General features: G+C 34.2%; 25 protein-coding genes, 2 tRNA genes and 2 pseudogenes. 11 read left to right on the top strand and 18 right to left on the bottom strand.

Features of this window, described 5'->3' with window-relative positions:
* Together ABY285_RS00425 and ABY285_RS00420 are read right to left on the bottom strand one after the other, a co-directional pair.
* Complete coding sequence (locus ABY285_RS00425) at positions 1–1,200, bottom strand: NADH:ubiquinone reductase (Na(+)-transporting) subunit B (protein WP_372765860.1); 1,200 nt, start codon at positions 1,198–1,200, stop codon at positions 1–3.
* A gap of 4 nt (positions 1,201–1,204) precedes the next feature.
* On the bottom strand, positions 1,205–2,554 hold the full coding sequence (locus ABY285_RS00420) for a Na(+)-translocating NADH-quinone reductase subunit A (protein ID WP_372765858.1): 1,350 nt from the start codon (positions 2,552–2,554) through the stop codon (positions 1,205–1,207).
* 223 nt (positions 2,555–2,777) lie between these two features.
* Here ABY285_RS00420 and ABY285_RS00415 point away from each other — a divergent pair, with 223 nt between their 5' ends.
* Both ABY285_RS00415 and apaG read left to right on the top strand, forming a co-directional pair.
* Positions 2,778–3,992 (top strand): type IX secretion system plug protein domain-containing protein, encoded by a 1,215-nt coding sequence (locus ABY285_RS00415; protein WP_372765856.1) that lies wholly within the window; start codon positions 2,778–2,780, stop codon positions 3,990–3,992.
* A gap of 53 nt (positions 3,993–4,045) precedes the next feature.
* Positions 4,046–4,432: a Co2+/Mg2+ efflux protein ApaG gene (apaG, locus tag ABY285_RS00410; RefSeq protein ID WP_372765854.1), complete on the top strand. Its 387-nt coding sequence runs from the start codon at positions 4,046–4,048 to the stop codon at positions 4,430–4,432.
* A gap of 121 nt (positions 4,433–4,553) precedes the next feature.
* Here the strand turns inward: apaG and ABY285_RS00405 are convergent, their stop codons facing one another.
* The gene (locus ABY285_RS00405) at positions 4,554–5,255 is read right to left on the bottom strand and encodes an NRDE family protein (protein WP_372765852.1); all 702 of its coding nucleotides are present in this window, start codon (positions 5,253–5,255) and stop codon (positions 4,554–4,556) included.
* 107 nt (positions 5,256–5,362) lie between these two features.
* Between ABY285_RS00405 and pruA the strand changes: the two are divergent.
* Positions 5,363–6,982: pseudogene (gene pruA / locus ABY285_RS00400) on the top strand (L-glutamate gamma-semialdehyde dehydrogenase); the annotation flags it as partial.
* A gap of 170 nt (positions 6,983–7,152) precedes the next feature.
* On the opposite strand, the gene ABY285_RS00395 reads toward pruA, so the two are convergent.
* Entirely contained in the window at positions 7,153–7,332 is a 180-nt protein-coding gene (locus ABY285_RS00395) for a hypothetical protein (protein ID WP_372765850.1), read from the bottom strand.
* Positions 7,333–7,456: 124 nt separating this feature from the next.
* A complete protein-coding gene (rsmG, locus tag ABY285_RS00390; RefSeq protein WP_372765848.1) occupies positions 7,457–8,083 on the bottom strand; it encodes a 16S rRNA (guanine(527)-N(7))-methyltransferase RsmG in 627 nt (208 codons plus the stop codon).
* Between the two features lie 151 nt (positions 8,084–8,234).
* Here rsmG and ABY285_RS00385 point away from each other — a divergent pair, with 151 nt between their 5' ends.
* Together ABY285_RS00385 and ABY285_RS00380 are read left to right on the top strand one after the other, a co-directional pair.
* Positions 8,235–9,332: a fatty acid desaturase gene (locus tag ABY285_RS00385; RefSeq protein ID WP_372765846.1), complete on the top strand. Its 1,098-nt coding sequence runs from the start codon at positions 8,235–8,237 to the stop codon at positions 9,330–9,332.
* Between the two features lie 10 nt (positions 9,333–9,342).
* Positions 9,343–10,530, top strand: coding sequence for a pyridoxal phosphate-dependent aminotransferase (locus ABY285_RS00380; RefSeq protein ID WP_372765844.1), 1,188 nt, complete (start codon positions 9,343–9,345; stop codon positions 10,528–10,530).
* A 77-nt stretch (positions 10,531–10,607) separates the two neighbouring features.
* On the opposite strand, the gene ABY285_RS00375 is transcribed toward ABY285_RS00380, so the two are convergent.
* From ABY285_RS00375 to ABY285_RS00365, 3 genes are all read right to left on the bottom strand, one after another.
* Positions 10,608–11,069, bottom strand: coding sequence for a GtrA family protein (locus tag ABY285_RS00375; protein WP_372765842.1), 462 nt, complete (start codon positions 11,067–11,069; stop codon positions 10,608–10,610).
* A 35-nt stretch (positions 11,070–11,104) separates the two neighbouring features.
* Complete coding sequence (locus ABY285_RS00370; protein ID WP_372765840.1) at positions 11,105–13,270, bottom strand: cation:proton antiporter; 2,166 nt, start codon at positions 13,268–13,270, stop codon at positions 11,105–11,107.
* Positions 13,271–13,374: 104 nt separating this feature from the next.
* Complete coding sequence (locus ABY285_RS00365) at positions 13,375–13,911, bottom strand: GNAT family N-acetyltransferase (RefSeq protein WP_372765838.1); 537 nt, start codon at positions 13,909–13,911, stop codon at positions 13,375–13,377.
* 341 nt (positions 13,912–14,252) lie between these two features.
* On the opposite strand from ABY285_RS00365, the gene ABY285_RS00360 reads away from it, so the two are divergent.
* The 3 genes and pseudogenes from ABY285_RS00360 to ABY285_RS00350 all read left to right on the top strand — a co-directional run bounded on the left by ABY285_RS00360 (position 14,253) and on the right by ABY285_RS00350 (position 17,589).
* Entirely contained in the window at positions 14,253–16,298 is a 2,046-nt protein-coding gene (locus tag ABY285_RS00360) for a thioredoxin domain-containing protein (RefSeq protein ID WP_372765836.1), read from the top strand.
* Positions 16,299–16,388: 90 nt separating this feature from the next.
* Positions 16,389–16,757: pseudogene (locus ABY285_RS00355) on the top strand (DUF1304 domain-containing protein).
* Positions 16,758–16,908: 151 nt separating this feature from the next.
* Positions 16,909–17,589 (top strand): hypothetical protein, encoded by a 681-nt coding sequence (locus tag ABY285_RS00350; RefSeq protein WP_372765834.1) that lies wholly within the window; start codon positions 16,909–16,911, stop codon positions 17,587–17,589.
* 1 nt (position 17,590) lies between these two features.
* On the opposite strand, the gene tsaB is transcribed toward ABY285_RS00350, so the two are convergent.
* The 10 genes from tsaB to cyoE all read right to left on the bottom strand — a co-directional run bounded on the left by tsaB (position 17,591) and on the right by cyoE (position 24,964).
* A complete protein-coding gene (tsaB, locus tag ABY285_RS00345; protein WP_372765832.1) occupies positions 17,591–18,262 on the bottom strand; it encodes a tRNA (adenosine(37)-N6)-threonylcarbamoyltransferase complex dimerization subunit type 1 TsaB in 672 nt (223 codons plus the stop codon).
* A gap of 189 nt (positions 18,263–18,451) precedes the next feature.
* Positions 18,452–19,819, bottom strand: coding sequence for a TolC family protein (locus ABY285_RS00340; RefSeq protein WP_372765830.1), 1,368 nt, complete (start codon positions 19,817–19,819; stop codon positions 18,452–18,454).
* 91 nt (positions 19,820–19,910) lie between these two features.
* Entirely contained in the window at positions 19,911–20,132 is a 222-nt protein-coding gene (locus ABY285_RS00335) for a hypothetical protein (protein WP_372765828.1), read from the bottom strand.
* Positions 20,129–20,650, bottom strand: a complete 522-nt coding sequence (locus ABY285_RS00330; protein ID WP_372765826.1) for a DUF420 domain-containing protein — start codon at positions 20,648–20,650, stop codon at positions 20,129–20,131. Before ABY285_RS00330 ends, ABY285_RS00335 begins: the two co-directional genes overlap by 4 nt.
* Positions 20,650–21,276 carry an SCO family protein gene (locus ABY285_RS00325; protein ID WP_372765824.1) on the bottom strand — a complete coding sequence of 209 codons (627 nt, stop codon included), beginning with the start codon at positions 21,274–21,276 and terminating at the stop codon, positions 20,650–20,652. The genes ABY285_RS00330 and ABY285_RS00325 overlap by 1 nt, the downstream gene beginning before the upstream one ends.
* Positions 21,277–21,280: 4 nt before the next feature.
* A complete protein-coding gene (locus ABY285_RS00320) occupies positions 21,281–21,928 on the bottom strand; it encodes a hypothetical protein (protein WP_372765822.1) in 648 nt (215 codons plus the stop codon).
* Between the two features lie 56 nt (positions 21,929–21,984).
* Positions 21,985–22,332, bottom strand: coding sequence for a cytochrome C oxidase subunit IV family protein (locus ABY285_RS00315; RefSeq protein ID WP_372765820.1), 348 nt, complete (start codon positions 22,330–22,332; stop codon positions 21,985–21,987).
* Positions 22,333–22,351: 19 nt separating this feature from the next.
* Positions 22,352–23,332, bottom strand: a complete 981-nt coding sequence (locus tag ABY285_RS00310) for a cytochrome c oxidase subunit 3 (protein WP_372765818.1) — start codon at positions 23,330–23,332, stop codon at positions 22,352–22,354.
* Positions 23,333–23,385: 53 nt separating this feature from the next.
* Complete coding sequence (locus ABY285_RS00305; RefSeq protein WP_372765816.1) at positions 23,386–23,967, bottom strand: heme-copper oxidase subunit III; 582 nt, start codon at positions 23,965–23,967, stop codon at positions 23,386–23,388.
* A 91-nt stretch (positions 23,968–24,058) separates the two neighbouring features.
* Complete coding sequence (gene cyoE, locus ABY285_RS00300; protein ID WP_372765814.1) at positions 24,059–24,964, bottom strand: heme o synthase; 906 nt, start codon at positions 24,962–24,964, stop codon at positions 24,059–24,061.
* Between the two features lie 176 nt (positions 24,965–25,140).
* On the opposite strand from cyoE, the gene ABY285_RS00295 reads away from it, so the two are divergent.
* The 3 genes from ABY285_RS00295 to ABY285_RS00285 all read left to right on the top strand — a co-directional run bounded on the left by ABY285_RS00295 (position 25,141) and on the right by ABY285_RS00285 (position 26,245).
* Positions 25,141–25,212 (top strand) — tRNA-Gly (locus ABY285_RS00295).
* A gap of 21 nt (positions 25,213–25,233) precedes the next feature.
* Positions 25,234–25,322, top strand: a tRNA-Leu gene (locus ABY285_RS00290).
* Positions 25,323–26,005: 683 nt separating this feature from the next.
* A complete protein-coding gene (locus tag ABY285_RS00285) occupies positions 26,006–26,245 on the top strand; it encodes a hypothetical protein (protein ID WP_372765812.1) in 240 nt (79 codons plus the stop codon).
* Positions 26,246–26,334 lie beyond the last annotated feature (89 nt).

The following is a 26,334-nucleotide window of genomic DNA, read 5'->3' as shown; positions in this document are numbered from 1 at the left end:
TTATGCTGTTTTTACTTTTAAACGTTTTAATCTTCTCTTCATATTCCCTTGCACAATATAGTGATCAATGGTAGGTGCAAATACGTTCATTAATAAGATTGCTAACATCACACCTTCTGGATACGCAGGGTTGAATACACGGATTAAAATAGAAATAAAACCAATTAAAAATCCATAAATCCATTTTCCTTTGTTTGTTTGAGATCCTGTAACAGGATCTGTAGCCATAAATACAACTCCAAATGCAAATCCACCAATTAGTAAGTGGCGCCAAAATTCAGTACTCATTAATCCATAAAATTTACTTCCTTCTGAAATAATCCCTGTATCAACAACAGTATTAAAAATAAGCCCCATTACCAAAGCTCCTAAAGCAGCTGATAACATAATTCTCCAACTTGCAATTTTTGTAAAAATCAAGAATAAACCAGCCAATAATATTAAGAATGTTGAAGTTTCGCCTACAGAACCAGGAATAAATCCGAAAAACATATCATAAACAGAATACACAACTTCTTTGCCTTGTGCCAAACTTCCCAAAATGGTTTCACCGGAGATAGCGTCGAGATTTGCACCTTCCATAATTTCATTAGCCCTTTCTACAGCCCCTGAAACCCAAACTTTATCGCCACTCATCCAAGTTGGATAGGCGAAGAATAAAAATGCACGAATGGTTAATGCCGGATTTAAAATATTCATTCCGGTTCCCCCGAATATTTCTTTTCCTATGACTACACCAAAAATAACAGCTACAGAAAGCATCCAAAGTGGTATATCTATAGGAACAATTAATGGAACTAACATTCCCGTTACAAAATAGCCTTCTTCAACTTCATGTCCTTTAATTATTGCAAAAAGAACCTCAATTCCAAGCCCAACAACATAAGAAACCACAACAAGTGGCAGTACTTTTAAAAAACCAAACCAAAAGGCATCAATAGATAAAAAAGCTACCGGTTCGCCAAATGCTTTGAAGTGTTGAAAACCTGTATTGAACATTCCAAATATCAAACAAGGTATTAGTGCCAACACTACCATGCTCATTGTTCTCTTCAAATCATCGGCTCCTTTTATGTGCCCACCTGAGTGCGTAGTCTCATTGGGTGTATATAAAAAAGTATGAACAGCTTCAAAAGCGGGCAACCACTTTTTGCCTTCACCTTTTACTTTTATATTATGTAATTTTTCTTTTAATCCCATAACCTTATCCTATTTCTTTTAACATTAAGTCTAACCCTTTTCTTATAATTTCCTGATGTGGTTGTTTAGAAACACAAACAAATTCTGTTAGGGCAAAATCTTCAGGCGCCACTTCATACATTCCCAATTGTTCCATTTCGTCTAAATCCTGATATAAACAGGATTTTAAAATTTGCATAGGATAAATATCTAACGGAAAAACTTCTTCATAAGCTCCGGTAACTACAAAGGCTCTGTGTTCGCCATTTGTATTGGTATTTAAATCAAACTTTTTATTTGGGAATAACCATGAAAAAGTTAGGGCTCTTGAGGTAGATATTTTATTGAATACCGGTAGTGACCAACCAAATAACTCGTAGTCGTTTCCTTCAGGGATTACGGTTATTAGATTATCATAATACCCTAAATTTTCTTTAATATTTTTGGCTTTGCCCGTTAAAACATTGCCACTGATAATTCTGTTGTTATTTCCTTTTAGTTTTTTGTCAACTAAAGAAGTAATTGTTGCGCCAATTTTTGTTTTGTAGTATTTAGGCGTTTCAACGGAAGAACCTGCCAATGCAATGGTGCGTTCGGCATTAAATTTACCTGTTAAAAGCAATTCTCCAATAATTACTAAATCTTGTGGATTGATTGTCCAAACTGTTTCCCCTTTATTTATGGGATCGATTTTAGCAATTTGCGTACCTACATTTCCGGAAGGATGCGGGCCTGAAACTTTATGCAAGTTTATATTATTCAGTCCTGCCAAAGGTGAGTTTGCATTTTTACCTACAGAAACATGGACTTCACCGGTGGTTAATTTGCTTAAGGCAGTAATAGCTGCCTGTAACTCTTTTTCTTTTCCGGCCAAAACATAATCGTAATCGGCCGCTAAAGGAGCGCTGGCGTAAGCAGAAACAAAAATGGCTTTTGGTGTATTTGCCGTATTCGCAATTACGTCATAAGGTCTTTGTTTGATAAAAGGCCAACAACCGGATGCCAATAAATGACTTTTAATCTCTTCGGCTTCCATGGCTTTAGCATCTTTTACGCCAAAATCAACAAATTGTTGCTCCAAATCGGCTTTAATTTTAATGGCCAATATTTTTCTTTTTTCCCCGCGAATAATATCCACCACTTCTCCGCTAACCGGTGATGGAAATTTCATTTCCTCATTAGCTTTATTATAAAACACGGCTTCTCCAGCTTTTAGAATTGCGCCAATTTTTACGGATAATTTAGGGATAATACTGTGGAAATCTTCAGGTTTTAATGTGTAAACATCACTAGTTATTGCTTTTTCGGTAACTTTTTGAGCCTCACCTTTTAGCTTAATATCTAGACCTTTTTTAATATGAATGTCCTTTGACATATATCTTAAGTTTATTTAATAGTCTTTAAAAAACGGAGCAAAAATACAATTTATACATTAGTATTCTATGTTTTTTATCATATTTTCATATAAAAACTTGTTCATGGCAATTATGGTATAGTTTTAGTACTTTTAGCACTAAATTTACAATACCAATTTTGTAAAAATGGTTGTGTTAAAATTTATTTTTATGGTTAAAAATAGCTTTATATTTTTTTATTTTTTGTGTTCGATCCAATTCGGGTTTTCTCAAAATGAGTTTAAGGATGCTGAACATATTAAAACCATCATATTAAAACCGGCGGCCATAAATTCCTATGCGCCAATAGTTCGGCTGGGAGAAAAATTAATGTTGACATTTGACGATTTAAATGCCGATGAACATACATATTCCTATAAAATTGAGCATTGTGAATTGGATTGGAGCAGCTCTAACTTAGTAGAATCCGAATTTATTGATGGGTTCGCTGAAGACAGAATTAGGGATTATGAAAATTCATTTAACACCTTGCAACCCTATACCAATTACAGGTTAGCAATCCCAAATGAAACTACGAAACTTAAAATTTCGGGAAATTATGAAATTGCTGTTTTAAATGAAGAGGAAGAAGTGGTTTTTAAACGTCTTTTTGTGGTTTATGAACCCAAGGTCACCGTTGGCGTTGCTGTTTACAAAAGCAGGGATATTTTTTATATCGACACAAAACAATCTGTTGAATTTACCATCAATACACCAAATATGCTGATTAACAATCCTAGTGAAGAAATTATTCCGGTAATTCTTCAAAATAACAATTGGCAAAATACCATTACAGGCTTAAAGCCCCAATTTTATAGAGGAAACCAATTGCTTTACAAATACAATAAGGAAACAAGTTTTTGGGGAGGAAATGAATTTTTATATTTCGATTCCAAATCCATCAGAAATACCTCCTTAAATATTGCCAATGTTGAATTGGGCGAAGAATTATACCACACCTATTTGTTTACTGATGAAGAAAAAAGAAACCAGCCTTATACTTTATATCCCGATGTAAACGGAAATTTTGTAATTAGAACATTAACCGGTGAAAATAATAACACGGATGCCGATTACAGCTGGGTATATTTTTCATTAAAATGTTCTAACAATCTTGATGGAAAGGCTATTTATGTGAGTGGAAATTTTAACAACTGGCAGTTAAACGATGCAAATAAACTTGAATACAATGAAACTTTGGGCTTGTATGAAACCAAACTCCTTTTGAAACAGGGGTTTTACAATTACCAATACGTAACCAAATCAATTGACGGAACAATAAGCAACCATGATATTGACGGATCTTTTTACCAAACTGAAAATGATTACACAGTTTTGGTGTACTTTAAAAAATTTGGAAGCAGGTACACAAAAGTAATTGGTGTTGGTTTTGGAAATTCAGAAAAAATAAACAACTAGTATTTGTTTTAAAAATTCAGTATCTTTGAATTTTTAAATTAAAGTAAGTATCTATGGTACAACAAGTAACAAACGGCATTAAAATTTCAGTAACCTCTAATTTTGAAGGCACAAGCTATCGAAATTTCAGACTGTATTTTGCTTTTAGCTACGAAGTTACCATTGAGAACCAAAGCAATGATACCGTTCAGCTTTTAGAACGTCAATGGACAATTTTTGATTCTTTAAACCATAACGAAGTTGTTGAAGGCTCAGGTGTTATTGGTAAAAAACCAATATTAAAACCGGCAGAAAAATACACCTATAAATCAAATTGCTTTCTAACATCTCCTATTGGTGCCATGAAAGGTTTTTACAATATGGTAAACTTTTCTACCTCAAGCGCTTTTAAGGTTTATATTCCCACTTTTCAATTAATGGTTTCCAGTATCCATAATTAAACCACAATTGGTTTTAAAAGCCAAATCCGCAATGGCGGAAACTATAGATGGCTGCCAAATCACAAAAATTAATTTGCATTTTAGTTTTATTTAGAAAAGTTTTATTGTCTTTTAATGTTGGTTAAAAACGGATTAAAGTTTTTTGAGAATGTGCTAAATCTTCGTAAATCATTTCAATTTTATTTTCTGATTTTTTTACTGATGTGATACTAACGGTTTCCACATAAGCGCGTTTCATTAAAATAGATTGTTCTTTGTCGCCATTTTCAGAATGATGAAATTTTAAAACAGCAGATGAAGTAAAATCATTTTCTGCAATCCACTCTTGAAACAGTTTTTCGCGTAATTTCTTAATTTCATCGGTATACAAAGAAGAGGAAGACCATATTTTTGGTTCGTTTTTGTGTTTTGTTATGTGCTTTTGGTTTTCATCCCAAACCAGTTCAACCAAATTCAATTCATTGTTATTCCAATCCGCAATAATTATGGTAAAAGGCTCAACGCCCAATAAATCAAGTTTTTCAATGTAAGGCTGAATGGCATTTTCTTTTAATATTTCTTTTGCAATCAATCCTCTGCTTTTGCTGTAACTGTCCTTTCTTTTGTGTTTTGTAAAACCTCCATTCAATACACAAACCAATCGTTTTTTTGAACTCACTCCAATCCATGTTCCACCTGCAATTTTGTCTTTTGGAAACAGCATTTCAATGCCATTTTCTTTATATGTTTTTGGAGGTAAAGTTTCTCTTAGCCTTTGTTCATCCCTGTTTGAAGTCAGCATGAAATCGGTGTTGGATAAAGGCAAAAAAGTAACGGTACACATGGTATTAAAATTTGATTATTGAGTATTAGGCCTTAATATAAAAAGTAAATTCAATTTTGTAACTTTGCAAAACAAATTTAAATTAAAAAACCTTAAAAACAGACACTATGGCTTCAGGATTTTACAATGTGCCAAAAACAGTTAATGAGCCTATAAATTCATATGCTCCAGGAACTCCAGAACGCAAAGCGTTAATAGACACTTATAAAAAAATGTTCAACGAACAGGTTGACATTCCGTTTTATATTGGAGGAAAAGAATACAGAACAGGAAATACTGTAGATATTCACCCTCCTCATGATCACAAACACTGTGTGGGGAAATACCATACTGCCGAAAAAGAACATATTGAACTGGCCATTAAAAAAGCTGCGGAAGCACGCGTAAAATGGGCAGCAACAAGCTGGGAACACAGAGCGGCCATTTTCTTAAAAGCCGCTGATTTATTGGCTGGGCCTTTTCGATACAAAATGAATGCAGCAACCATGATTGCGCAATCTAAAAATGTGTTTCAGGCTGAAATTGATGCCGCTTGTGAATTGATCGATTTTTTACGTTTTAACGTAAAATTTATGACAGAGATTTACAGCAATCAGCCAACATCTTCAACAGGAATATGGAATCGTATGGAATATCGTGCGCTGGAAGGCTTTGTATATGCAATTACGCCTTTCAACTTTACGGCTATTGCAGGAAATTTACCTTCGGCTCCGGCATTGATGGGAAATGTGGTGATTTGGAAACCGGCAAGTTCACAAGTATATTCTGCACAGGTAATTATGGAATTGTTTAAAGCTGCAGGTTTACCAGACGGAGTTATCAATATGGTAACCGGCAATTCAGCGATGATTACTGATGTTGTTTTAAACAATCGCGATTTTGCGGGTGTTCACTTTACAGGTTCTACACCTGTATTTAATAGTTTCTGGGAAACCATAGGAAAGAATGTTGGCAATTATAAATCTTATCCGAGAATTGTTGGAGAAACAGGAGGAAAAGATTTTATTTGGGCACATCCAACTTCGAATCCGCAAGAAGTTGCCACGGCAATTTCAAGAGGTGCTTTTGAATACCAAGGCCAAAAATGTTCCGCCGCATCACGTGCTTATTTACCAAAAAGTTTGTGGGGAAGTATAAGAACTTCCATCGAAAAAGATATAAAATCCTTTAAAATGGGATCTCCGGAGGACACTACAAACTTTATAAATGCAGTAATCGATAACCGAGCGTTCAAAAAATTATCGGGTTATATTGAAGAAGCGAAAGCAGATACAGACGCAGAAATTATCATTGGCGGCGGTTATAGCGATGAAATTGGCTATTTTATTGAACCAACAGTAATTGTGACCACCAACCCGAAATACAAAACAATGTGTAATGAGTTGTTCGGACCAATAATGACCATTTATATTTATGAAGATGAGAAATGGGAAGAAACTTTGGATATTATTGACAGTACCAGTGAATACGCATTAACGGGCGCCATTTTTAGTGGTGACCGATATGTTATTGACATTGCCACCGACAAATTGGAAAATGCCGCAGGAAATTTCTATATCAACGACAAACCAACAGGTGCAGTTGTTGGACAACAGCCTTTTGGAGGCGCTCGTGGATCGGGAACAAATGACAAAGCAGGTTCTGTTTGGAATTTATTGCGTTGGGTAAATACCCGTACCATTAAAGAAACTTTTGTGCCGCCAACAGACTACAAGTATCCGTTTTTGAAAGAAAGCACGATTGAAACTGTGGAAAAAGAAGTGGAAACAGCCATTGAAAAATTGAGAGAATTTGGAAAGGAAATTTCCACAAAATTTAAAAAGTAATAAATTTTAAATAAAAAAACGCGCCGATTGGCGCGTTTTTTTTTTTGTAATAATTTATAATAATCCTTGATTTATCCGCCCTGAAGTTTGTCGGCTCCAGCCAATAAACCATTTAATTGTTCAGGATGGTGTATTAAAATAGGGATGTGTTGCGGGCAGATGTAAAATTCACTTTCCTGATAATAAAATTTTGTTACCGGGACTTCCGTTGATGGTTTTTTACATACCAAACATGCTTTTTCTTGACTCATAATTTTACGATTTAATATCAGACAAATTTACCTTTTATTATTTGGATAAATCATAACATTTGTCATCTTTATAATTGAAAATAAAAAACGTCTCATTGGCTTATTGCCAAATTGGCTAATTAACTCATTTCTTTTTTAAGGGAATATGTACCACTTTTTTGGTTTCAAAAAAATCATCTTCAAAGAAATTAGTTAAATCAAATAGCTTGGCATTTGGGAAATTTTGTAACTCTTCCGTTAAATCGCCTCCTTTTAAATACAAAATTCCGTTTTTAAGTTCGTGTTGATGTTTTTTTGCTATTTTATTTCTTGTCCATTTTACAAATTCATCCATATTGGTAACCGCTCGGCTCACGATAAAATCGAATTCCCCTTTCACTTCTTCAGCCCTAATAGCTTCAGCTTTTACATTTTTTAATTCGAGTGAAGCAGCAACTTCCTTAACCACTTTAATTTTTTTTCCGATGGAGTCAACCAAATGGAAACGGGCTTCAGGAAATAATATGGCCAATGGAATTCCGGGAAATCCACCCCCTGTTCCAACATCTAAAATTTGTGCGCCTGATTTAAAAGGCTGAACTTTTGCAATTCCAAGGGAATGCAATACGTGCCGAACATGTAGTTCCTCAATATCTTTTCTTGAGATTACATTTATTTGGGCGTTCCAAAAAGCATACAATTCCTCCAATTTTGAAAATTGTGAGATTTGATTTTCAGATAATTCGGGGAAATATTTTAAAATGATATCCATATTTGTGCTATTGCGAGTGCAAAATTACTATTTCCAAAATTAAATTAACATCTTTTGAAAAAATGTTATATTTTTCACAATAATTCTTTTACAAAACATAAATGGCGTAATTTTGGAGATGTAATAGATATATTGACAGATAAATATAATTATGACAAATAATACTATCAGCTTTTCACGAACAGATAACGCGAATTTTTTCAGGACACTAAATAAAAGAGTGAATGCTTATTTTAAAGAAAATAAGATTCAACGTACTGGTAATTGGAGGTTATACACCAAAGCCATCATCATGTTTAGTGTATTTTTGGTGCCTTTAATTTTAATATTAACGGTTTCCATGCCACAATGGGCACTACTTTTATTAACCGTTGTTATTGGAATTGGGATGGCTGGCGTTGGAATGAACGTGATGCACGATAGCAATCACGAATCTTTTTCAAATAAAAAATGGGTTAATAAATTAATGGGAAGCAGCATTTACATTTTGGCTGGGAATGTTTACAATTGGAAAGTGCAACACAATGTTTTACATCATTCGTTTACCAATATTCAAGGACACGATGAGGACATTGATGCCGGCAGAATTATCCGTTTTACCAAACATGCCAAATGGCTTAAAATACATCAATTTCAAAAATATTATTCCATTTTTTTATATGGTTTATTAACCATTAACTGGGCAATTACAACCGATTTTAAACAAATGCGCAAATATTTGAAACGCAAGCTTTCTTATGGTAAATTTCCAAATCCAGCTGCGGAATGGACCACGTTAATCGTGACCAAACTGGTTTATTATTTACTCTGGATTGTTTTGCCTCTATTGGTTTTGGACATTTCTTGGTGGAAAGTATTAATCGGGTTTTTTGTAATGCATTACACTGCAGGAATGATTTTAAGCGTCGTTTTTCAATTGGCGCATGTGGTTCCAAAAACTGAAATGCCATTGCCCGATAAAGAAGGTAATTTGGAGCATACCTGGGCGGTACATCAATTGTACACAACTTCAAACTTTGCGCCGACAAATAAATTTATTTCTTGGTACACAGGAGGGTTAAATCATCAGGTTGAACACCATATTTTCCCTCATATTTCCCATATTCACTATGGAAAAATTGCAAAAATAGTAAAGGAAACCACATTGGAATTTAATTTACCTTACAACGAATATAAAACTTTTCAAAAGGCAATTATAGAACATTTTAATCAATTAAAAACGCTGGGTAAAAAACCTGCGTACGCATAAATTTTTCTTTATGACTAACCAACTATCAGACAGAATTAACAACTTACCGGTTTCAGAAACTTTAGCTATGGCTGCCAAAGCCAGAGAGTTAAAAGAACAAGGAAAAGACATTATCAGTTTAAGTTTGGGAGAACCCGACTTCAATACACCCGATTTTATAAAGGAAGCCGCGATTCAGGCTATTCATGACAATTACAGTTCTTATAGTCCTGTTGATGGTTATGTAGATTTAAAAATGGCGATTTGCGAAAAATTTAAACGAGATAATCATTTAACTTATCAGCCCAATCAAATTGTGGTTTCAACCGGGGCGAAACAATCTATTGCCAATGTGGCCATGGTGTTGTTAAATCCGGGTGATGAGGTATTGTTGCCTGCGCCATATTGGGTTAGTTATTCGGCAATTTCTATTTTGGCGGAAGCGACTTATGTAGAAATCCCTTCCACCGTTGAAACGGATTTTAAAATTACGCCTACACAGTTGGAAGCTGCTATTACGCCTAAAACAAAAATGATATTTTTCAACTCGCCAAATAATCCAAGCGGCACTATTTATAGTGAAGCTGAGTACAGGGCTTTGGCAAAAGTGTTGGAAAAACACCCAAATATTTATATTCTTTCCGATGAAATTTACGAACACATTAATTACGGAGAGCCCAATTTTAGTTTTGCGGCCATAGAGAACATGTACGATAGGACTATTACCGTTAATGGCGTTGCAAAAGCGTTTGCCATGACCGGATGGCGAATTGGCTATATCGGAGCACCAGATTGGATAGCCAAAGCATGTACAAAAATGCAAGGACAAATTACTTCTGGAGCTAACAGCATTGCACAACGCGCAACGATTGCCGCTTTACAGGCGCCAGTTTCTAAAATTAAATATATGGTTGATGAATTTCGTGACCGTAGAGATATTGTTGTTGCATTGCTTAAGGAAATTGATGGTTTTAAATTAAATGTACCCGGAGGCGCGTTTTATGTGTTTCCTGATGTCTCTGCTTTCTTTGGAAGAGAAATAAAAGGTTATAAAATAGCAAATGCCGCAGATTTTTCTATGTTTTTGTTGGCGGAAGCAAATGTTGCAACCGTAACAGGTGATGCTTTTGGCGCTCCAACTTGCATTAGAATATCTTACGCCGCTTCAGAAGCGCAATTGCGTGAAGCAATCAAAAGAATAAAAGATGCATTAAGTTAAAAACTTATTATATTTTATATCAAAAAGCCAGACAAATTGCCTGGCTTTTTTGTTTTTAAGAAAATTACTTTAATGGTTTAATGCACTAAAATGGCATTGGAAGTTTTAAACACCCAAAATTTTTGTCCCATAAAACTTACTGAAGCACTGAGGCCGGATGCGCCTACAAAAGCAATAAAGTATTTAAAAGGCAAATCGACCAGATTTCTATATTGGTACAAAACATATAACAATGCCGAGTTGGAGCCAACGTTTATAAGCAATGCGATGCCATACAAAACGGCAAACTTAAAAACTCTTTTTCCAGATCGGTCCTTTTTTTTCCAGGTCCAAAATTTATTGAGAAAATAGGTTACGGTCATCCCACACATAAACGAAATGCTTTTGGAAACAGCTTCGTTGCTTACGACTTGGAGTAGTTTTTCTGGTAGCATGTGCAACAAAATGAAATAGAACAATAAATCTATCGATACTGCCAAAAGGCCAATAAGCGTAAATTTAACCAGTTGTTTTTTTAAGGGTGATATTTTTTTTATCATTTTAATGTTTTGTTTAATATTTAACTTCCAGCAGATTACAAACTTTCACCGTGGTCATCTTTTTTAAATATGTTTCCGATGCCGCGTCCTATTTTTTGCACGGTTTCAATGCCCTTACTCAATGGTTCTGGCGTAATATTATTATAACGCACATTGCTGAAGCGCTGGCTGAATTGTTGCGGATAAATAACGATACGGCTGTTTTTTTCAAAATGCGTTTCTAGTTTCGACGGAAGGTTTTCGAGCAGGTTCATATAAGAAGCGGCTCCTTTTCGTGCACAAACCAAGACCAACAAATCATCTTGGCGAATGGTTTTGGAAATCACAAAGAAGTCGTCCCAATTTTCAAATAAATAAGGTGCAATTGACACCGTTAACTTCGCTTTTTTCAATAGTTTAAAGGTGTAATTTTGGGTCGTTTCATTACAACAAAATAAAATGGGAATACTGAGTTCCTGTGCCAGTTTCGCCATTTTTGTGAACCAAAGATCAAATCCGTTTTCATGTTCAGCCAAAGGCGGCACCACAATCGCAATTCTTTTATGCCAAACCAAAGGCTTTTCAAAATGGCAAATAAAGGTGGTTTTATTGGTGTTGTTTAAGATACTGTCCACTTTTTCGCCAATCAGTTTATCTATCAATTCTGCATGTTTTGGCCATCCCAAAACAATGATATCTGCCATGATTTCTCTTGAAATGCGGGAGATGCCACTTGCCGGATTATGGTCTATGGTGGTTATGATATTAATTTTAGTTTCTGATGCCGAAGCCTGTTTCACAAATTCTTCGAGTATTTTTCTTGCTTTTAGAATGTTAATTTCCGCTTCGTCATTATTGGAAACCACGGAAAGAATGGACACAGGATTGGCTGCTTTTTTTTCTTTGATGAAAATTGAAAATTCGAGCAGCTTTTCTATACTTTCTGTATTGGCGATTGGAATGAGAATATGTTCATTGTTAAAGCTGTTTGTGCTTTTAAAATCGGAGGGATCATTGTCCATTTCAATCACGATTTTTTTGCCGGCCTTTTCCGTTGCAAAAGAAGCCACAATACAGGTGATTAAGATAAGAATGATGGTTCCGTTAAGGATATTTTCATCCAAAATTTCTGCTTTGAAACCCACCAATATCACCGCAAGCGTTGCAGCGGCATGAGAACTGCTCAGCCCAAAAATAAGTTGGCGTTGCGCTGCTGAATATTTGAAAACCTGTTGCGTAAAAAATGCAGCAAACCATTTTCCAAACAAGGCGACAACCGATAGCGTTCCAGCCACAATCAATGCTTCCGTGCCTTTGGTGATGACACTCACATCAACGATCATTCCAACGGAAATCAGAAAAAACGGTATAAAAAGTGAATTTCCTATAAACTCAATTCTGTTCATCAATGCCGAAGAATGTGGAATCAATTTGTTGAGTGCCAATCCGGCAACAAAAGCGCCTATGATGGGTTCAACTCCAGCAACTTCGGCCAAAAATGCGGCAAAGAAAACAACAGCCAATACAAAAATATAATGCGAATGTTTTTCACTTTCCATTTTGCTGAAAAACCATTTTGCTATTTTAGGAATCACAAAAAACATAATGACCGAAAAAATAGCCAGAGAAACGCCTAATTTAATCCAAAATTCCTGGTTCAAATTTCCGGCGTTATTGCCAACAATTACCGCCAAAATAATTAGCACGGCAGTATCTGTAAGGATGGTTCCTCCAACTGTTATGGCAACCGCCTGATTTTTAGAAATTCCTAACCTGCTCACAATAGGATAGGCAACCAACGTATGTGTTGCAAACATACTGGCGGTGAGCAAGCTTGCATTAAAGTTATATCCCAAAAGATAAAAACAAACAGGGAAGCCGATGGTTAACGGAAAAATAAACGTAAAAAAACCAAATAAAATACTTTTGTTTCTGTTCGCTTTAAATTGGTTCATGTCCAGTTCAAGTCCGGCAATAAACATGATATAAAGCAAACCGATGGTTGAAAAGAGGTCGACAGCCGAATTTTTTTCAAGGATATTTAAGCCATAAGGACCCACAATCACTCCGGAGATAATTAACCCAATAATTCCTGGAATATTTAATTTTCTTAGAAGAATAGGCGAAAGCAGAATTATAAGCAGAATTAAAGAGAATACCAACACGGGATTTCCCAGCGGCAATTCAAATTCGTGCATTAAATTGTTAAAAAAATCTGTCATCCGTTATTCTTATTAATATCTCTGACCTGCCTAAATTTGGGGTAAATATAGGAGATTAACAGATATAAAAGGACTTCTTTCAGGGAATGCCAAAATATATTTTTTTAGACTGTTTTAGGTCTGTTGAGTTCAATTTTCATCATAATGTCAGTTTGAGGATCGTCACCTAACATAAAAATATGTTTACTAAATGCTTTCAACCCATTTTTTTCATAAAATTTAATGGCTCTGTAATTTTCTTCCCAAACACCTAACCAAACATAGCTAACCTGTGCCTTTTTTGCTATTTCAAGCGTTTTCTCAAAAAGTGTCTGGCCAATCTTTTTCCCCTGAAATTCTTTGAGTACATAAATTCGTTCTAATTCGAGCGCTTTTGGGTCTTGCAATTCCGTTTGGGCATCACCAAAATTGATTTTCAGATACCCGATTGTTTTTGTGTTTAAAATTGCCAAATAAAATTGGGAGTTCACATTGTTTATTTCAATTGCCGTTTTTTCAAAACTATATGCTTCCGCAGCATATTTGTTCATATTTTCCTCAGTATTGTTTTCTTTAAATTTTTCAAAAAAAGTTTGTCTGCCAATATTTTGAAGGAGTTCTATATCTGTTTGGTTAGCTTTTCTGATTTCAATGTTGTCCATTTATATTAGGTTTGTGATTTGAAAGGAGAATTAAAAAAATAAAAAAAGGAAGGAGCTTTTCACAATAAATTAGGAAGTTCATGCTTTAAGATGCTTCAATGTAAATATAGTAAATTTGATTTTATAGAGGAGCAATTTTAAACCTGGTTATCGGTATTTCTATATCATGTATTGCCTTTTATTTAACTACTAAAAGACTTAAATTTAACCATATCAAAAATTGGGTGCTTCTTAATGAATTGACAATTTAGTATATTTATAAAAAAAATTAATGAATGTATAGAATATACTTTCTTTTTTTACTCATTTTAACGAATTGTAATCATAAAACCGCGACTAAAATGCCTGTACATAAATTCACCAATAGCCTTATTAATGAAACAAGCCCGTACTTGTTGCAACACGCACACAATCCTGTAGATTGGCACGCTTGGAATAAAGAAACACTCGCGCTTGCCAAAAAAGAAAACAAATTGCTGTTAATTTCCATTGGGTATTCTTCCTGCCATTGGTGCCATGTGATGGAGCATGAAAGTTTTGAAAACGAGGAAGTGGCTGCGGTCATGAATAAATATTTCATCAGTGTTAAAGTTGATAGAGAAGAACGTCCTGATATAGATCAGGTGTACATGAATGCCATACAATTAATTACAGGCAGAGGTGGGTGGCCATTAAACTGCGTGGCTTTGCCAGACGGGAGGCCAATTTGGGGCGGCACTTATTTTCCCAAAGACAATTGGATCAATGCACTGGAGCAATTGGCAAAATTATATGAAGAAACACCGGGAAAAGCCATAGAATATGCCGAAAAATTAACGGAAGGCGTAAAAAATTCTGATTTGGTGGCGTTTAACACCAAAAAAGAAGCTTTTACATTGGTTGATTTAGACAAATCAGTAAAGGAATGGCAACAATATATGGATGTTGATTTGGGCGGAAGAAGAGGCGCGCCTAAATTCCCGATGCCAAACAATTACCAATTTTTACTCAATTATGCGGTTCGTTCCGGGAATGATGAAATTTTAAATTATGTGAATACTTCCCTCACAAAAATGGCTTATGGTGGAATTTACGATCAAATTGGGGGCGGATTTTCACGATATTCGGTTGATGCAAAATGGCACGTGCCGCATTTTGAGAAAATGTTGTACGATAACGGACAATTGGTGAGTTTGTATGCCGAAGCTTATCAAGCCACCAAAAATGAATTGTATAAAAAAACGGTATACCACACACTTGAATTTATTGAAAGGGAACTTACCACCAAAGAAGGTGCTTTTTACTCTTCATTGGATGCCGACAGCTTGAATTCCGAAGGCAAATTGGAAGAAGGTGCTTTTTATGTTTGGACCCAAAATGAATTAAAAACCATTTTAGGAAAGGATTATGACTTGTTTGCGGACTATTACAATGTAAATTACTACGGACTTTGGGAACATGATAATTATGTGTTGATTAGAAAAAACAGCGATGATGAAATTGCAAAAAAACATGTGATTTCAATAGCTGAACTCGAAAATAAAGTCGTTTCCTGGCAAAAAATATTGCTGATGGAACGCGCAAAAAAAGAACGGCCAAGACTCGATGACAAATCATTAACTTCCTGGAATGCCTTGATGTTAAAAGGATACGTTGACGCCTACACTGTTTTTAATGAACCTCGTTTTTTAGAGGCTGCCATAAAAAATGCGACATTTATTTATACCAGACAATTACAGGAAGAGGGGAATTTAAACCACAGTTATAAAAATGACAAAAGTACGATAAACGGATATTTGGAAGATTATGCCACGGTAATTGATGCCTATATTTCTTTGTATGAAGCTACTTTTAATGAAACTTGGCTAAATATGGCCAAACAATTAACAGATTATACTTTTGATCATTTTTTTGATATTGAAAGTTCTATGTTTTACTTTGCTTCAAATCAGGATGCCAATTTAATTGCACGTAAAATGGAAATTGAAGACAATGTAATGCCGGCTTCAAACTCTATTATGGCAAATAATTTATTTAAACTGAGCCATTATTATTCCAATAGTTATTACCTGAAAGTTAGTGAACAAATGTTGCGGAATGTAAAAGATAAAACCCAACAAAATGGTTCTGGATATTCTAATTGGTTACAATTGCTTTCAAATTTTGTTGGGGATTATTATGAAATTGCCATTTCCGGCAAAGATGCCTTAAACCAACTTAAAGAAATTAATCAGCACTATATCCCTAACAAATTAATTGCGGGAAGTACCAAAAAAAGTAATATTCCCTTAATGGAAGGACGTTTTAACGAAAATGAAACGCTTATTTATGTTTGTGTTGATGGTGCTTGCCAGCTGCCGGAAAATAATACCAAAAACGCATTATCACAATTAAAAATCAAATTCTAATAATGAAACGAGCATTACAAATTTTGATACACAAAGGAATGATTAATGGCGAACAGCAGCTGTTACCGCTATAAAATAAAATTTTAACAGATGAAAGCAATTCAAATTTTCTTGGTTGCTTTGGTGGCATTTGAACATATTTATTTTATGATATTGGAGATGTATTATTGGGACAAACCAAAAGGATTAAAAATATTTGAAATGAAGTTAGAAGAAGCGAAAATCAGTAAAACACTTGCTAAAAATCAGGGTTTGTATAATGGTTTTTTGGCAGCCTGACTTATTTGGGCCATTGTCAATAAAACTAATTTTGAGCAATTGGCTGTTTTCTTTTTAAGTTGTATTATGATTGCAGGTATTTTTGGGGCTTATACCACTCGTAAAATAAAACTTTTTTATGTTCAGGCTGTACCGGCAATTATGGGACTGTTATTAATTTTAACACAAGTTGAAGTCTAAATGATTCAGTCTTTTTCTAACTCACTTTACTTATATAACAATTAATTAATTTTAATAAACTATCTTTTCAATCTAATTTTATAACTCACTTTACTTATATAACAATTAATTAATTTTAATAAACTATCTTTTCAATCTAATTTTATAACAAATGAAAACAACTTTTAAAAATTGCATGTTAGCATTACTATTTTTTGTAAGTTTTATAGGTTTCAGTCAAACCGGTTCTAATCAAATATTAGAACGAACAACCATTAATTCATATAATCTACAATCAGAAGGCTTAGTTGGAACAAGTTATATTAATGATGATTTTCTTCCGGCTAAACTCATAGATGGTGAGGAAATTTATTCTATGAGATATAATGCATATAAAGATGTGTTTGAGGTAGAAAGAGATGGTGAAATTTTTTATTATTTGCCAAAAGAATTCGAATATCCCGTTACTTTTGTTGGCGACAAAAAAGTATATCAAGTATTTTCATATGAGGAAAATAATAAAACTACTTCTGGTTTTTTTGTGATTTTAAATAAGGGCAAAAACATTTCTTTACTGTTAAAAGAAAAAATAAATTTTTATGAAGAAGTAAAGGCTAAAAGTGAATTAGATAAATACAAGCCCCCTACTTTAAAACGCACAATCGACACGTTTTTTATTGGCTACAAAAACAATACTTCAACCGAGTTGCCGAGAAATAAAAAAGACTTCTTTAAATTATTCTCAAGCAAATCAAATGAAGTTGAATCTTTTGTTAAAAGAAATAAACTTAGTTTTAAAAACAAAAAGGAAGATTTAATCCAGATATTTAGGTATTATAATACCTTAAACTAAATTACTTTTTTGAGATTCCTCCTATAAATTCTTTCAAATAAAACGGCTCAAAATAGGCAACATCCTCAAAATCGTTTTTAAGATATTTTTCATAAGAAATAACCGACATTTCGTTTGCTGAAGGAAATTTTCCGTCGATAAAAACAGCGTTTTTATGGGCAATCATTTCCTTGCATTTTTCGGCACCATCACCCAAAAAATAAACTTTTTGGTCATTTAAATAATCAGAAAAGGAATTGGAATCAATAATTTCAGCATAGACTTCCCTTATTTTTGCTGTTTTTTCATTAAAAACCTGGCTGTAAACTTCCATTCTTCTCGCATCTAAAAGCGGAATTTTATAGCCTTTGTTAATGTTAACGGAAAGCGCTAAGGATTGTAACGTATTAACAGAAATTAACGGAAGATCAAGTGCAAAACAGAGTCCTTTTGCTGCTGAAACGCCTATGCGCAATCCTGTATAAGATCCAGGACCCTTGCTTACCGCTATGGCGTTTAAATTTGATAATTCAATTCCTGCTTCTAAAACAACTTGCTTAATGAGCTCATGCAATTTTTCGGCATGCGAATAATTACCGTCATTTAATTCCTTTAACGCAATGGTTTCGCCATTTTCGGAGATGCTTACAGAGCAATTTTTTGTTGCAGTTTCTATGTTTAATATAAGTGCCAATTTCTTGATTTTTAAAGACAAAGATACTTCATTTCATCTGTTTAAATTTTATTTTTTTAGTGGTAACAGATGCTGTTCGCCATGAATCATTCCTTTGTGTATCAAAATTTATGATGCTCGTTTCATTTTTATAAAAAAACATCCAACGTTTTGCGTTGGATGTTTGCGTGAATTAAAAATTAACAATTATCATTCCAGGACAATTGGAATTCCTAAATAATATTCTAACAATTTAGTTCTGAAAACAAAATTGTATTTTGCATTTGCCAACGACGATTGCGCATTCACTTGTCTGTTTCTTACTTGGTCAAAATCAAATGAAGTCATGACACCCGAGTCATAACTTACCTGGGCGTTTTTAAAGGATTCATTTTGGGCCAGTAACGATTTTTGTGCTGAAATATATTGATTTAATGCTGCTTTTGCATCGGCATTGGCTTTTTCAATAGTTTCCCTTAATTTGACCTGTTTGTCTTGCAATTGCAGGGTGGCTATTTCTTGGTTTATCTGGGCTTTTGCTACACTTGATTTTGTTTGAAATCGGTTAAAAATCGGAATATTTAATGAGAAACCGAAGTTGTATCCCAAATTGTCTTCCAGTTGTTTTCCAAATCCGTTAGGTACGTAAACAACATTGTTATTTGAATCTATAATTGGCCTAACATCTTTATCTCCTTGATTGTGCTGGTATGAAGTGCCTATTCCGGCGCCAAAAGAAAGCGATGGGTAATAAGCGCCTTTTGCTATTTCAATGGCAATTCCGGAGCGTTCAACGGCTATTTCTGCGCTTTTAATTTCAGGTAAATTAGAGACCGCTGTTTCATAAATAACATCAGTATCGTTATAAACTAAGGACTTGGAATCAATGGTTAAATCCACATCCTGAACGTCAAATCCTTTATGAGAAACCTGCAGTAATTGCGCTAAACTCAATAATGAAAGGTCCAGCGTATTCTGGGCCGTGGTTAATTGTTGCTCATTGCTGGCCAAAGTAGCTTCGGCTTCCAAAAGTGTTGCTTTTGGCTGTGAGCCGGCTTCAACCAAAGTCTTTGCTTTTTCAACCTGTTTTTTGCTGATGTCAACCTGGTCTTGGGTAATGATTAAACTTTCTTTGTTCAGCAAAACATTTAAATAAAAATTAACAACATATAACATGATGCCATTTTTGTTTTCTTCTAAATCAAAGCCGGCTGTTTCCAGGCTTTTTTGAACCTGCAATAAATTATTTTTATTTCTGTTCCCGTTGTACAGCATTACATTTGAATTTAATCCGAAACTATTGGAACGGCTGTCTCTGGAAACCCGACCGCCATAGTTATCTATATAGGAACCGAAATTCCAGCTTTGTGAAGCCGAAGAGTTTAGTGAAGGATAAAAATTACCTTTGGCCATGGTTATGTCTTCTTGAACCAATTCTTTGCTTAACTCCTGTTGTTTTACTGAAATATTGTGGTCTAAAGCGTAGCTGACACATTCTTGAAGTGTCCATTTTTTATCTTGCGCATTTGCGTTTATAAATAGCACGAATACCAAAATAGTAACAATTTTTGTTCTCATTATATAAGACTGAGTTTTATTAGTGATGTTAACTTTTGTATATGACGACTAAAATTAACATTTGTTACACTTTTATCCACTTATGGAACTGTTAAACTTCTTCGTTTTTATTTTTTGTTATTTTATACTTAATAATGAAAAAAAATAAAACACCTATTAAAATATAAGGGAAGATCATTAAGTATAAAATTCCTGAATTTAAGCCTTCAGCTTCAGTAGGATTTCCGCTTTCTACAACTGCTCTGCACATAGCGCATTGTGCATTTACAAAATGCGTAAAAAACAGAAACAGGAGCAGTGTTAACTTTTTCATATTATATAATATGGTGAGATCATTAAATAAACAACCACGCCGGATACGGCAACATAAAGCCACAACGGAAAAGTAAAATGGGCTATTTTTTTATGCAGTTCCACTTGGTATGTGATGGCTCTTACATAGGTAATTAGCACAAAGGGGATTACCGCCACCGATAATAAAATGTGGGTAATTAAAATTACAAAATAAACGGTTTTTATGGCGCCTTCACCTCCAAATTTAGTGGAATTTGAGGTCATATGGTAAGCTACGTAAAGCACTAAAAACAATACGGAAAAAATGATGGCAGTTTTCATCAGGTTTTCATGTAATCTCACTTTTTTGTTTTTGATTGCCCAAAATGCCAGCATAAGAAATACTGCGGTAAAAGCATTTATTGTTGCGTAAATTGGAGGTAAAAAAACAGGAAGCTGCACGTCAATTTTAACGCTGAACAAAGCTGCAACCACCAGCGGAATTGCTATGGATAAAATGATGATCCACGTATTGTATTTTTTTGAAGCTGTAGCCATTATTCTTTTAAAAGTATTTTAATGTCCTCTTTAATTTGTTGCACTCCTTTAGGGTCAAGTCCGTCGTAAAAGGCAATCGGATTTCCATACTCATCCAATCTCGAGCGAATGTTTCCCTTTTTATCTACCAAAGCAAACATGCCAGAATGTTCAAATCCGCCCTCGGCATTGCTGTCTTCTCCGGCATATAAAGTAAATCCGGTATTTGCCAATTCATAAATTTTAGCTTGTTCTCCAGTTAAATAATTCCAATTTTTTAAAGTTGCGCCATGTGTTTTGGCATATTCCTTTAAAATTTTGGGCGTATCATTTTTTGGGTTGATACTGAAAGATGCAATGCCAAAATAGGCATTTCCATAAAATTCATTTTGTATTTTCAGCATGCTTTCCGTCATTATCGGACAAATGGTAGGGCAGGTGGTGAAGAAAAATTCCACTACCCAAACTTTTTCCTCATAAAAAGAATTTGAAATTAGTTTGCCGTCCTGGTTGGTAAATTCAAATGCAGGAACTTTGGCAATGGTGACCAATTTGGGAGTTTTAAGTTTATTTACAATTTTTGGAATTGCGTAAATTCCGAAGATTAAAATGATAAATGCAATGCCTATGTATGAATATTTTTTCATGTAATTAGATTTCCCTTTTTCTTCTTTCTTGTTTTTCAGCTGATTTTTTCAATTGGTAATAAATAATGTCAATATCGTCTTTCATTTTATTCTTCAAAATTGAAACAGACTTCATATTATAGCCATATAATTTTCCGCCTTTGGTATCTTCGTCATCTTTTCTTCCGCGCAAGCGCAACTCCATATCCACAATATATGCATATTCTGAATATCCATTTTCATTTAATGTAAAAGGCGTTTCAAAGCTATTAAAAAGTAAGTTGCTATTTTTTGGACTGGCGTAAATAAAATGCCATTTACTGATATCGGTAAAGGCAGAAAGCTCTTTGATGGTTTCATTGTATTCATTTTCCAATCCCTGCGGAAGAATGGCAACCATCTGAAAAAATGGTTTGGAATAATATCTTTTATAAATCGTTTGGTTTAAATTGAAAAGACTTGCTTTGGCATTATTAATGTCACTTCCCAAAAAACAAACTATCGAAAGTTTTTCAGAGAAAGAAGCCGCAGTGGATGGAGCAGCCTGTTTTAGGTCAATTACTTTTTCCGTTAAAATTGGTAAATTTGAATATTTGTAGATTCCTTTCGAAAGAAATATGTAAAATACCAATGGCAATATGAATAGGCTAAAAAGAACCCAGAATTTTTTCATGTGATTAAAGTTAAACAAAAAAGGCGGTTAAAAACCACCTTTTTTAATTTAAAATATTAGTAGTTCCACTTTGTAAGCGGACCTAAAATATCATTGATATAGCTTCCTTCAATTAACAATAAGGTGGCTAAATAAATGATTAAGAAAACTGCGGTCCAAACCACAGCTCTTCTTAAACCCTTTTTTTCATCGGCCATGTGCATGAAAAACCATGTGATGTAATAGGCTTTTACCAGCGTTAAAATCAAGAAAATAATATTTAGCGGACTTGTTCCCAAAAATTTGGTTAAATAAAGCGCGTCGGGTTTTATAATTCCCAAAGCAACTTCAGCAATAGTAATTACCGAAAGTATTGCGAATACTTTCCAAATTAATTTTGTGTGTGAAATATGTTCTTGTGTCATTTTAATATCGTTTTATGAATTAAATCAAGTAGAAGAAAGTGAATACAAATACCCAAACTAAATCTACAAAGTGCCAATAAAGTCCCACTTTTTCAACCATTTCATAATGTCCTCTTCGCTCATATGTCCCAACAATTACATTAAAAAAGATGATGATATTGATAATAACTCCCGATAAAACGTGGAATCCGTGGAAACCTGTGATAAAGAAAAAGAAATTGGCAAATAATGTTTTTCCGTACTCATTAACCTGCAAATTGGCACCCATAACCACTGTTTTTGCTTCGTTTAAAAAACCTAAGGCTTCATGATGCGGAACAATGATTTTTGTTTTTAATTCCGGATTAATTTGCTCAGTTCTTATGGAAATTGCCGGATTTGCTTTAAAACTTTCAACAACTTCGCTTAGGGTAAAAGGGGCTATTTCAGCTTCTTTCATATACCATAGGCCTTTATTTCTGGCAAGTTGCGTTCTTTCTGAGTGCTGTGATTTCACGAAACTTTCTAAAGTAATCTGTTCTCCTGTAGCATCAACAAACTGAATAATTTTTCCGTCGTTTAATTGCACGGCACCATAAGAACCATTTATAAAGTTTTTCCATTCCCAGGCTTGTGAACCCAAGAAAATAGCACCGCCAACAATGGTAAGCAACATATAAAAAGTTACTTTCTTTTTATTCATCTGATGGCCTGCGTCAACCGCCAACACCATAGTTACCGATGAAAATATCAAAATAAAAGTCATTAATGCCACGTAGTACATTGGTGCATGTACGCCGTGTAAAAAAGGAAAGTGGGTAAAAACTTCATCTGCTATTGGCCAGGAATCATGAAATTTAAAACGCATGAGACCATAAGCGCCCAGAAAACCGGAAAAAGTTAGCGCATCGGATAAAATGAAAAACCACATCATCATTTTTCCATAACTTGCGCCTAATGGATTATTGTTTCCACCGCCCCAAGATGATCCATTATTTTCAGTAGGAATAGTTACTTCCATAAAAGTTTGTTTTGATTTTTAGTTATAGTGTTGCCAAAAGTACATATTTTTTATTATCTAATAAAATAGAAAAATAAAAACAAATATATCCAAAGAATATCCACAAAATGCCAGAAAATAGCTCCTAATTCCATCCCAAGTGTCTCATTAGCAGAATATTTTTTATTGAAGTGATTAAAAATCACCACCAGTAATACCAAAATTCCTGCCGCAACATGCAATAAATGGGCGATGCTAATGCCATAAATAAAAGATGATTTTACGGTGCTTTGCTCACCTGCAAAAAACAATCCTGCATAAATTAATTCTTTAAACCCTTGAAGCTGAAAAAACATAAAACCAATTCCCAAAAATAAGGTTGACAACAAAAAGGCACTTGTGAATTGTCGGTTATTTTGTTTGATAAAATATTTGGCCAGTATAAAAGTGATGCTGCTTAATATGATTAATAAGGTACTAATATAGAAAGCCTGTGGCAAATCAAAGGAAACCCAATCGCTGCGTTTCCGACTCACCACATAAGCACTTGTGAGTCCGGCAAACATCATAGTCATGCTTACCATTGAAACCCATAACATAGGTTTTGCCGACTTTCTTTTGGCTTGTTTGTATTCCTGGTCTAAAGTTTGTTTCATGAAATTTTTTAATGTTTAAGAGTTGAATTTTATTTTAAAGATAATTGTTAAAAATTAGTTAACCAAAAATCACATATCGTAATTCAAAATTTTAATGTAAAAATTTATCTACCACATAAATAATCTGCACCATCGTAATATAAAATACACTTGACAGCATTAATTGACGGGCTTCTTTATTGGTTTGGTTTTTATAAAGTTTTATAGCATAAAATAACATAATACCGCCCAGGAAAGCTAAAATGACTGCTGTGACAGGATAAATATAAAAATTTCCTGTCAATTTCAATACAGGAATTACAGAAACTATAATTAAACATACCGTATAAATAATAATTTGCACCACCGCCTTTTTATTTTTTTGTCCCATAGGCATCAAATTAAAGCCGGCTTTTTTGTATTCTTCATACTGAAGCCAGGCGATTGCCCAAAAATGGGGAAATTGCCAAAAAAACTGAATTAAAAACAGCATTCCAGGCTCAATTGAAAAATCATCAGTTGCGGCAACCCAACCCAACATAAATGGAATGGCCCCTGGTATAGCGCCAACAAAAACAGCCAAAGGTGTAACAGATTTTAATGGCGTATAAACACTGGTGTATAAAAATATGGAAACGGCACCAAATAAGGCGCTTTTCGGATTGATACTGTATAAAATGGCCAAACCTAAAATGGTAAAGGAAACCGCGATAACCATCGCCATGGACACATGCATTCTGCCTGTTGGTAAAGGCCTGTTCATGGTTCGTTTCATTAAGGCGTCTGTATCTTTTTCAATAATTTGGTTGAATGCATTTGAAGCGCCAACCATTAAATAACCGCCAATAGCCAGTAAAATAAGAATTGAAATCTGAATTTCTTCAACAGCCAATAAATAGCCCGCCAATGATGAAAACACAACACTTAGGGATAGGCCAACTTTTGTCAACTGCTTAAAATCGGTAAATGCTGCTGAAAAATTCACCTTTTTTGGAATAGAATTTGAAGTTATTTGCATTAAATTTATATAAAACAGTGCAAAGATATTTTATTATTACAGAATTACAACCTTAAAATAAGCAGATTGAGAAAATCTTTTAAATAAATCTAAAAATAATCTTTGCGTTTACAAGAAATGTTTTAAATTTGCCGTCTCATTTAAGCAATTAAATGCACGTTCTTTAGAAAATGACTGCGAAAGTAGCTCAGGGGTAGAGCACCACCTTGCCAAGGTGGGGGTCGCGGGTTCAAATCCCGTCTTTCGCTCTAAACAATATTAGTACCAATGCAGGAGTGGTGGAATTGGTAGACACGCTGGACTTAAAATCCAGTGAGCTGTAAGGCTCGTGCGGGTTCAAGTCCCGCCTCTTGTACCAGTAGAACCTTCAACTTTTATTTAAGTTGGAGGTTTTTTGTTTTCAATAAACTCATTTATATACTTGAATAATTCGATGTTCTGATTCGAAAATAGGTCCATCTGGTGTACCAAAAGGGAGAAATCATTATTTTTTGATTTTCCCTTTTTTTATTTCCTTGTAAACCCTTATTAATATTGGCAATTTTAAAAAGTATAGGATTAATATCAGTGGTTCGAACATTGTTTTTTTTAAACTGAAACCTTTTTGGAAATATCGAACCAATTAATTGTCTTTTGCGATAAATATCTGATTTATTAAATTGATTATCAATACACTCAAGCTTAAAAGTCATCTTTTATAAATATCCAGAACTTCAGATTGCTTTGAATGGAGCTCATGTATGGATTTCAATTCTTTTAAAATATTTTCGTATCTAGCTTTGGCTGGTTCTGTCACATCCGTAATAATCAGCTCTATTTTTAGGTAATAACAAGAACATTTAAAAATATAAATGGCTGATAATCAACAAAAATATATGTATAATAAAATACAATTTAATATCAATTCCGACAAATGCGACAGTACCTAAAATTGTTGTGTTAATAAAAATTCATTAAACCTAACAAGAGTATAAAGTTTTTAAATTTTATTCACGAACTTGTGTTTTTTTAATTTAGCAGTTAAACCAATTAGTATTTTTTATGAAAGTAAATGAATCTAACGCCGAAATCATCGCCCAAGAGCTTGGCTGGTTCCAACAACTCCTCTTGTTTCGAGGCAAAATTTCCTTCGAGCAGTCCGAACCACCTGAAGCAGCAATGGAAGCCTTAATGCCACTTTCTATCGAGAAGATAGGCTCACCCTATGCCAATCTGATTCAAAAACACCAAATGGGAATGGCCGAACGGCTAGTATTAATTTTGGATTTCTTTCCTATTTAAAGATAACCCTTGAAAACAATATTCCAAATAATACATCTTGAGAATCTAAAGCAAAAGATTTTATCTTATACTCAGGTAGAGGATGAGGT

The organism is Lutibacter sp., from assembly GCF_041555395.1.
GTDB lineage: Bacteria > Bacteroidota > Bacteroidia > Flavobacteriales > Flavobacteriaceae > Lutibacter.
The sequence above is the reverse complement of the archived record's forward strand: the minus strand, read 5'-3'. Positions and strand labels throughout refer to the sequence as shown.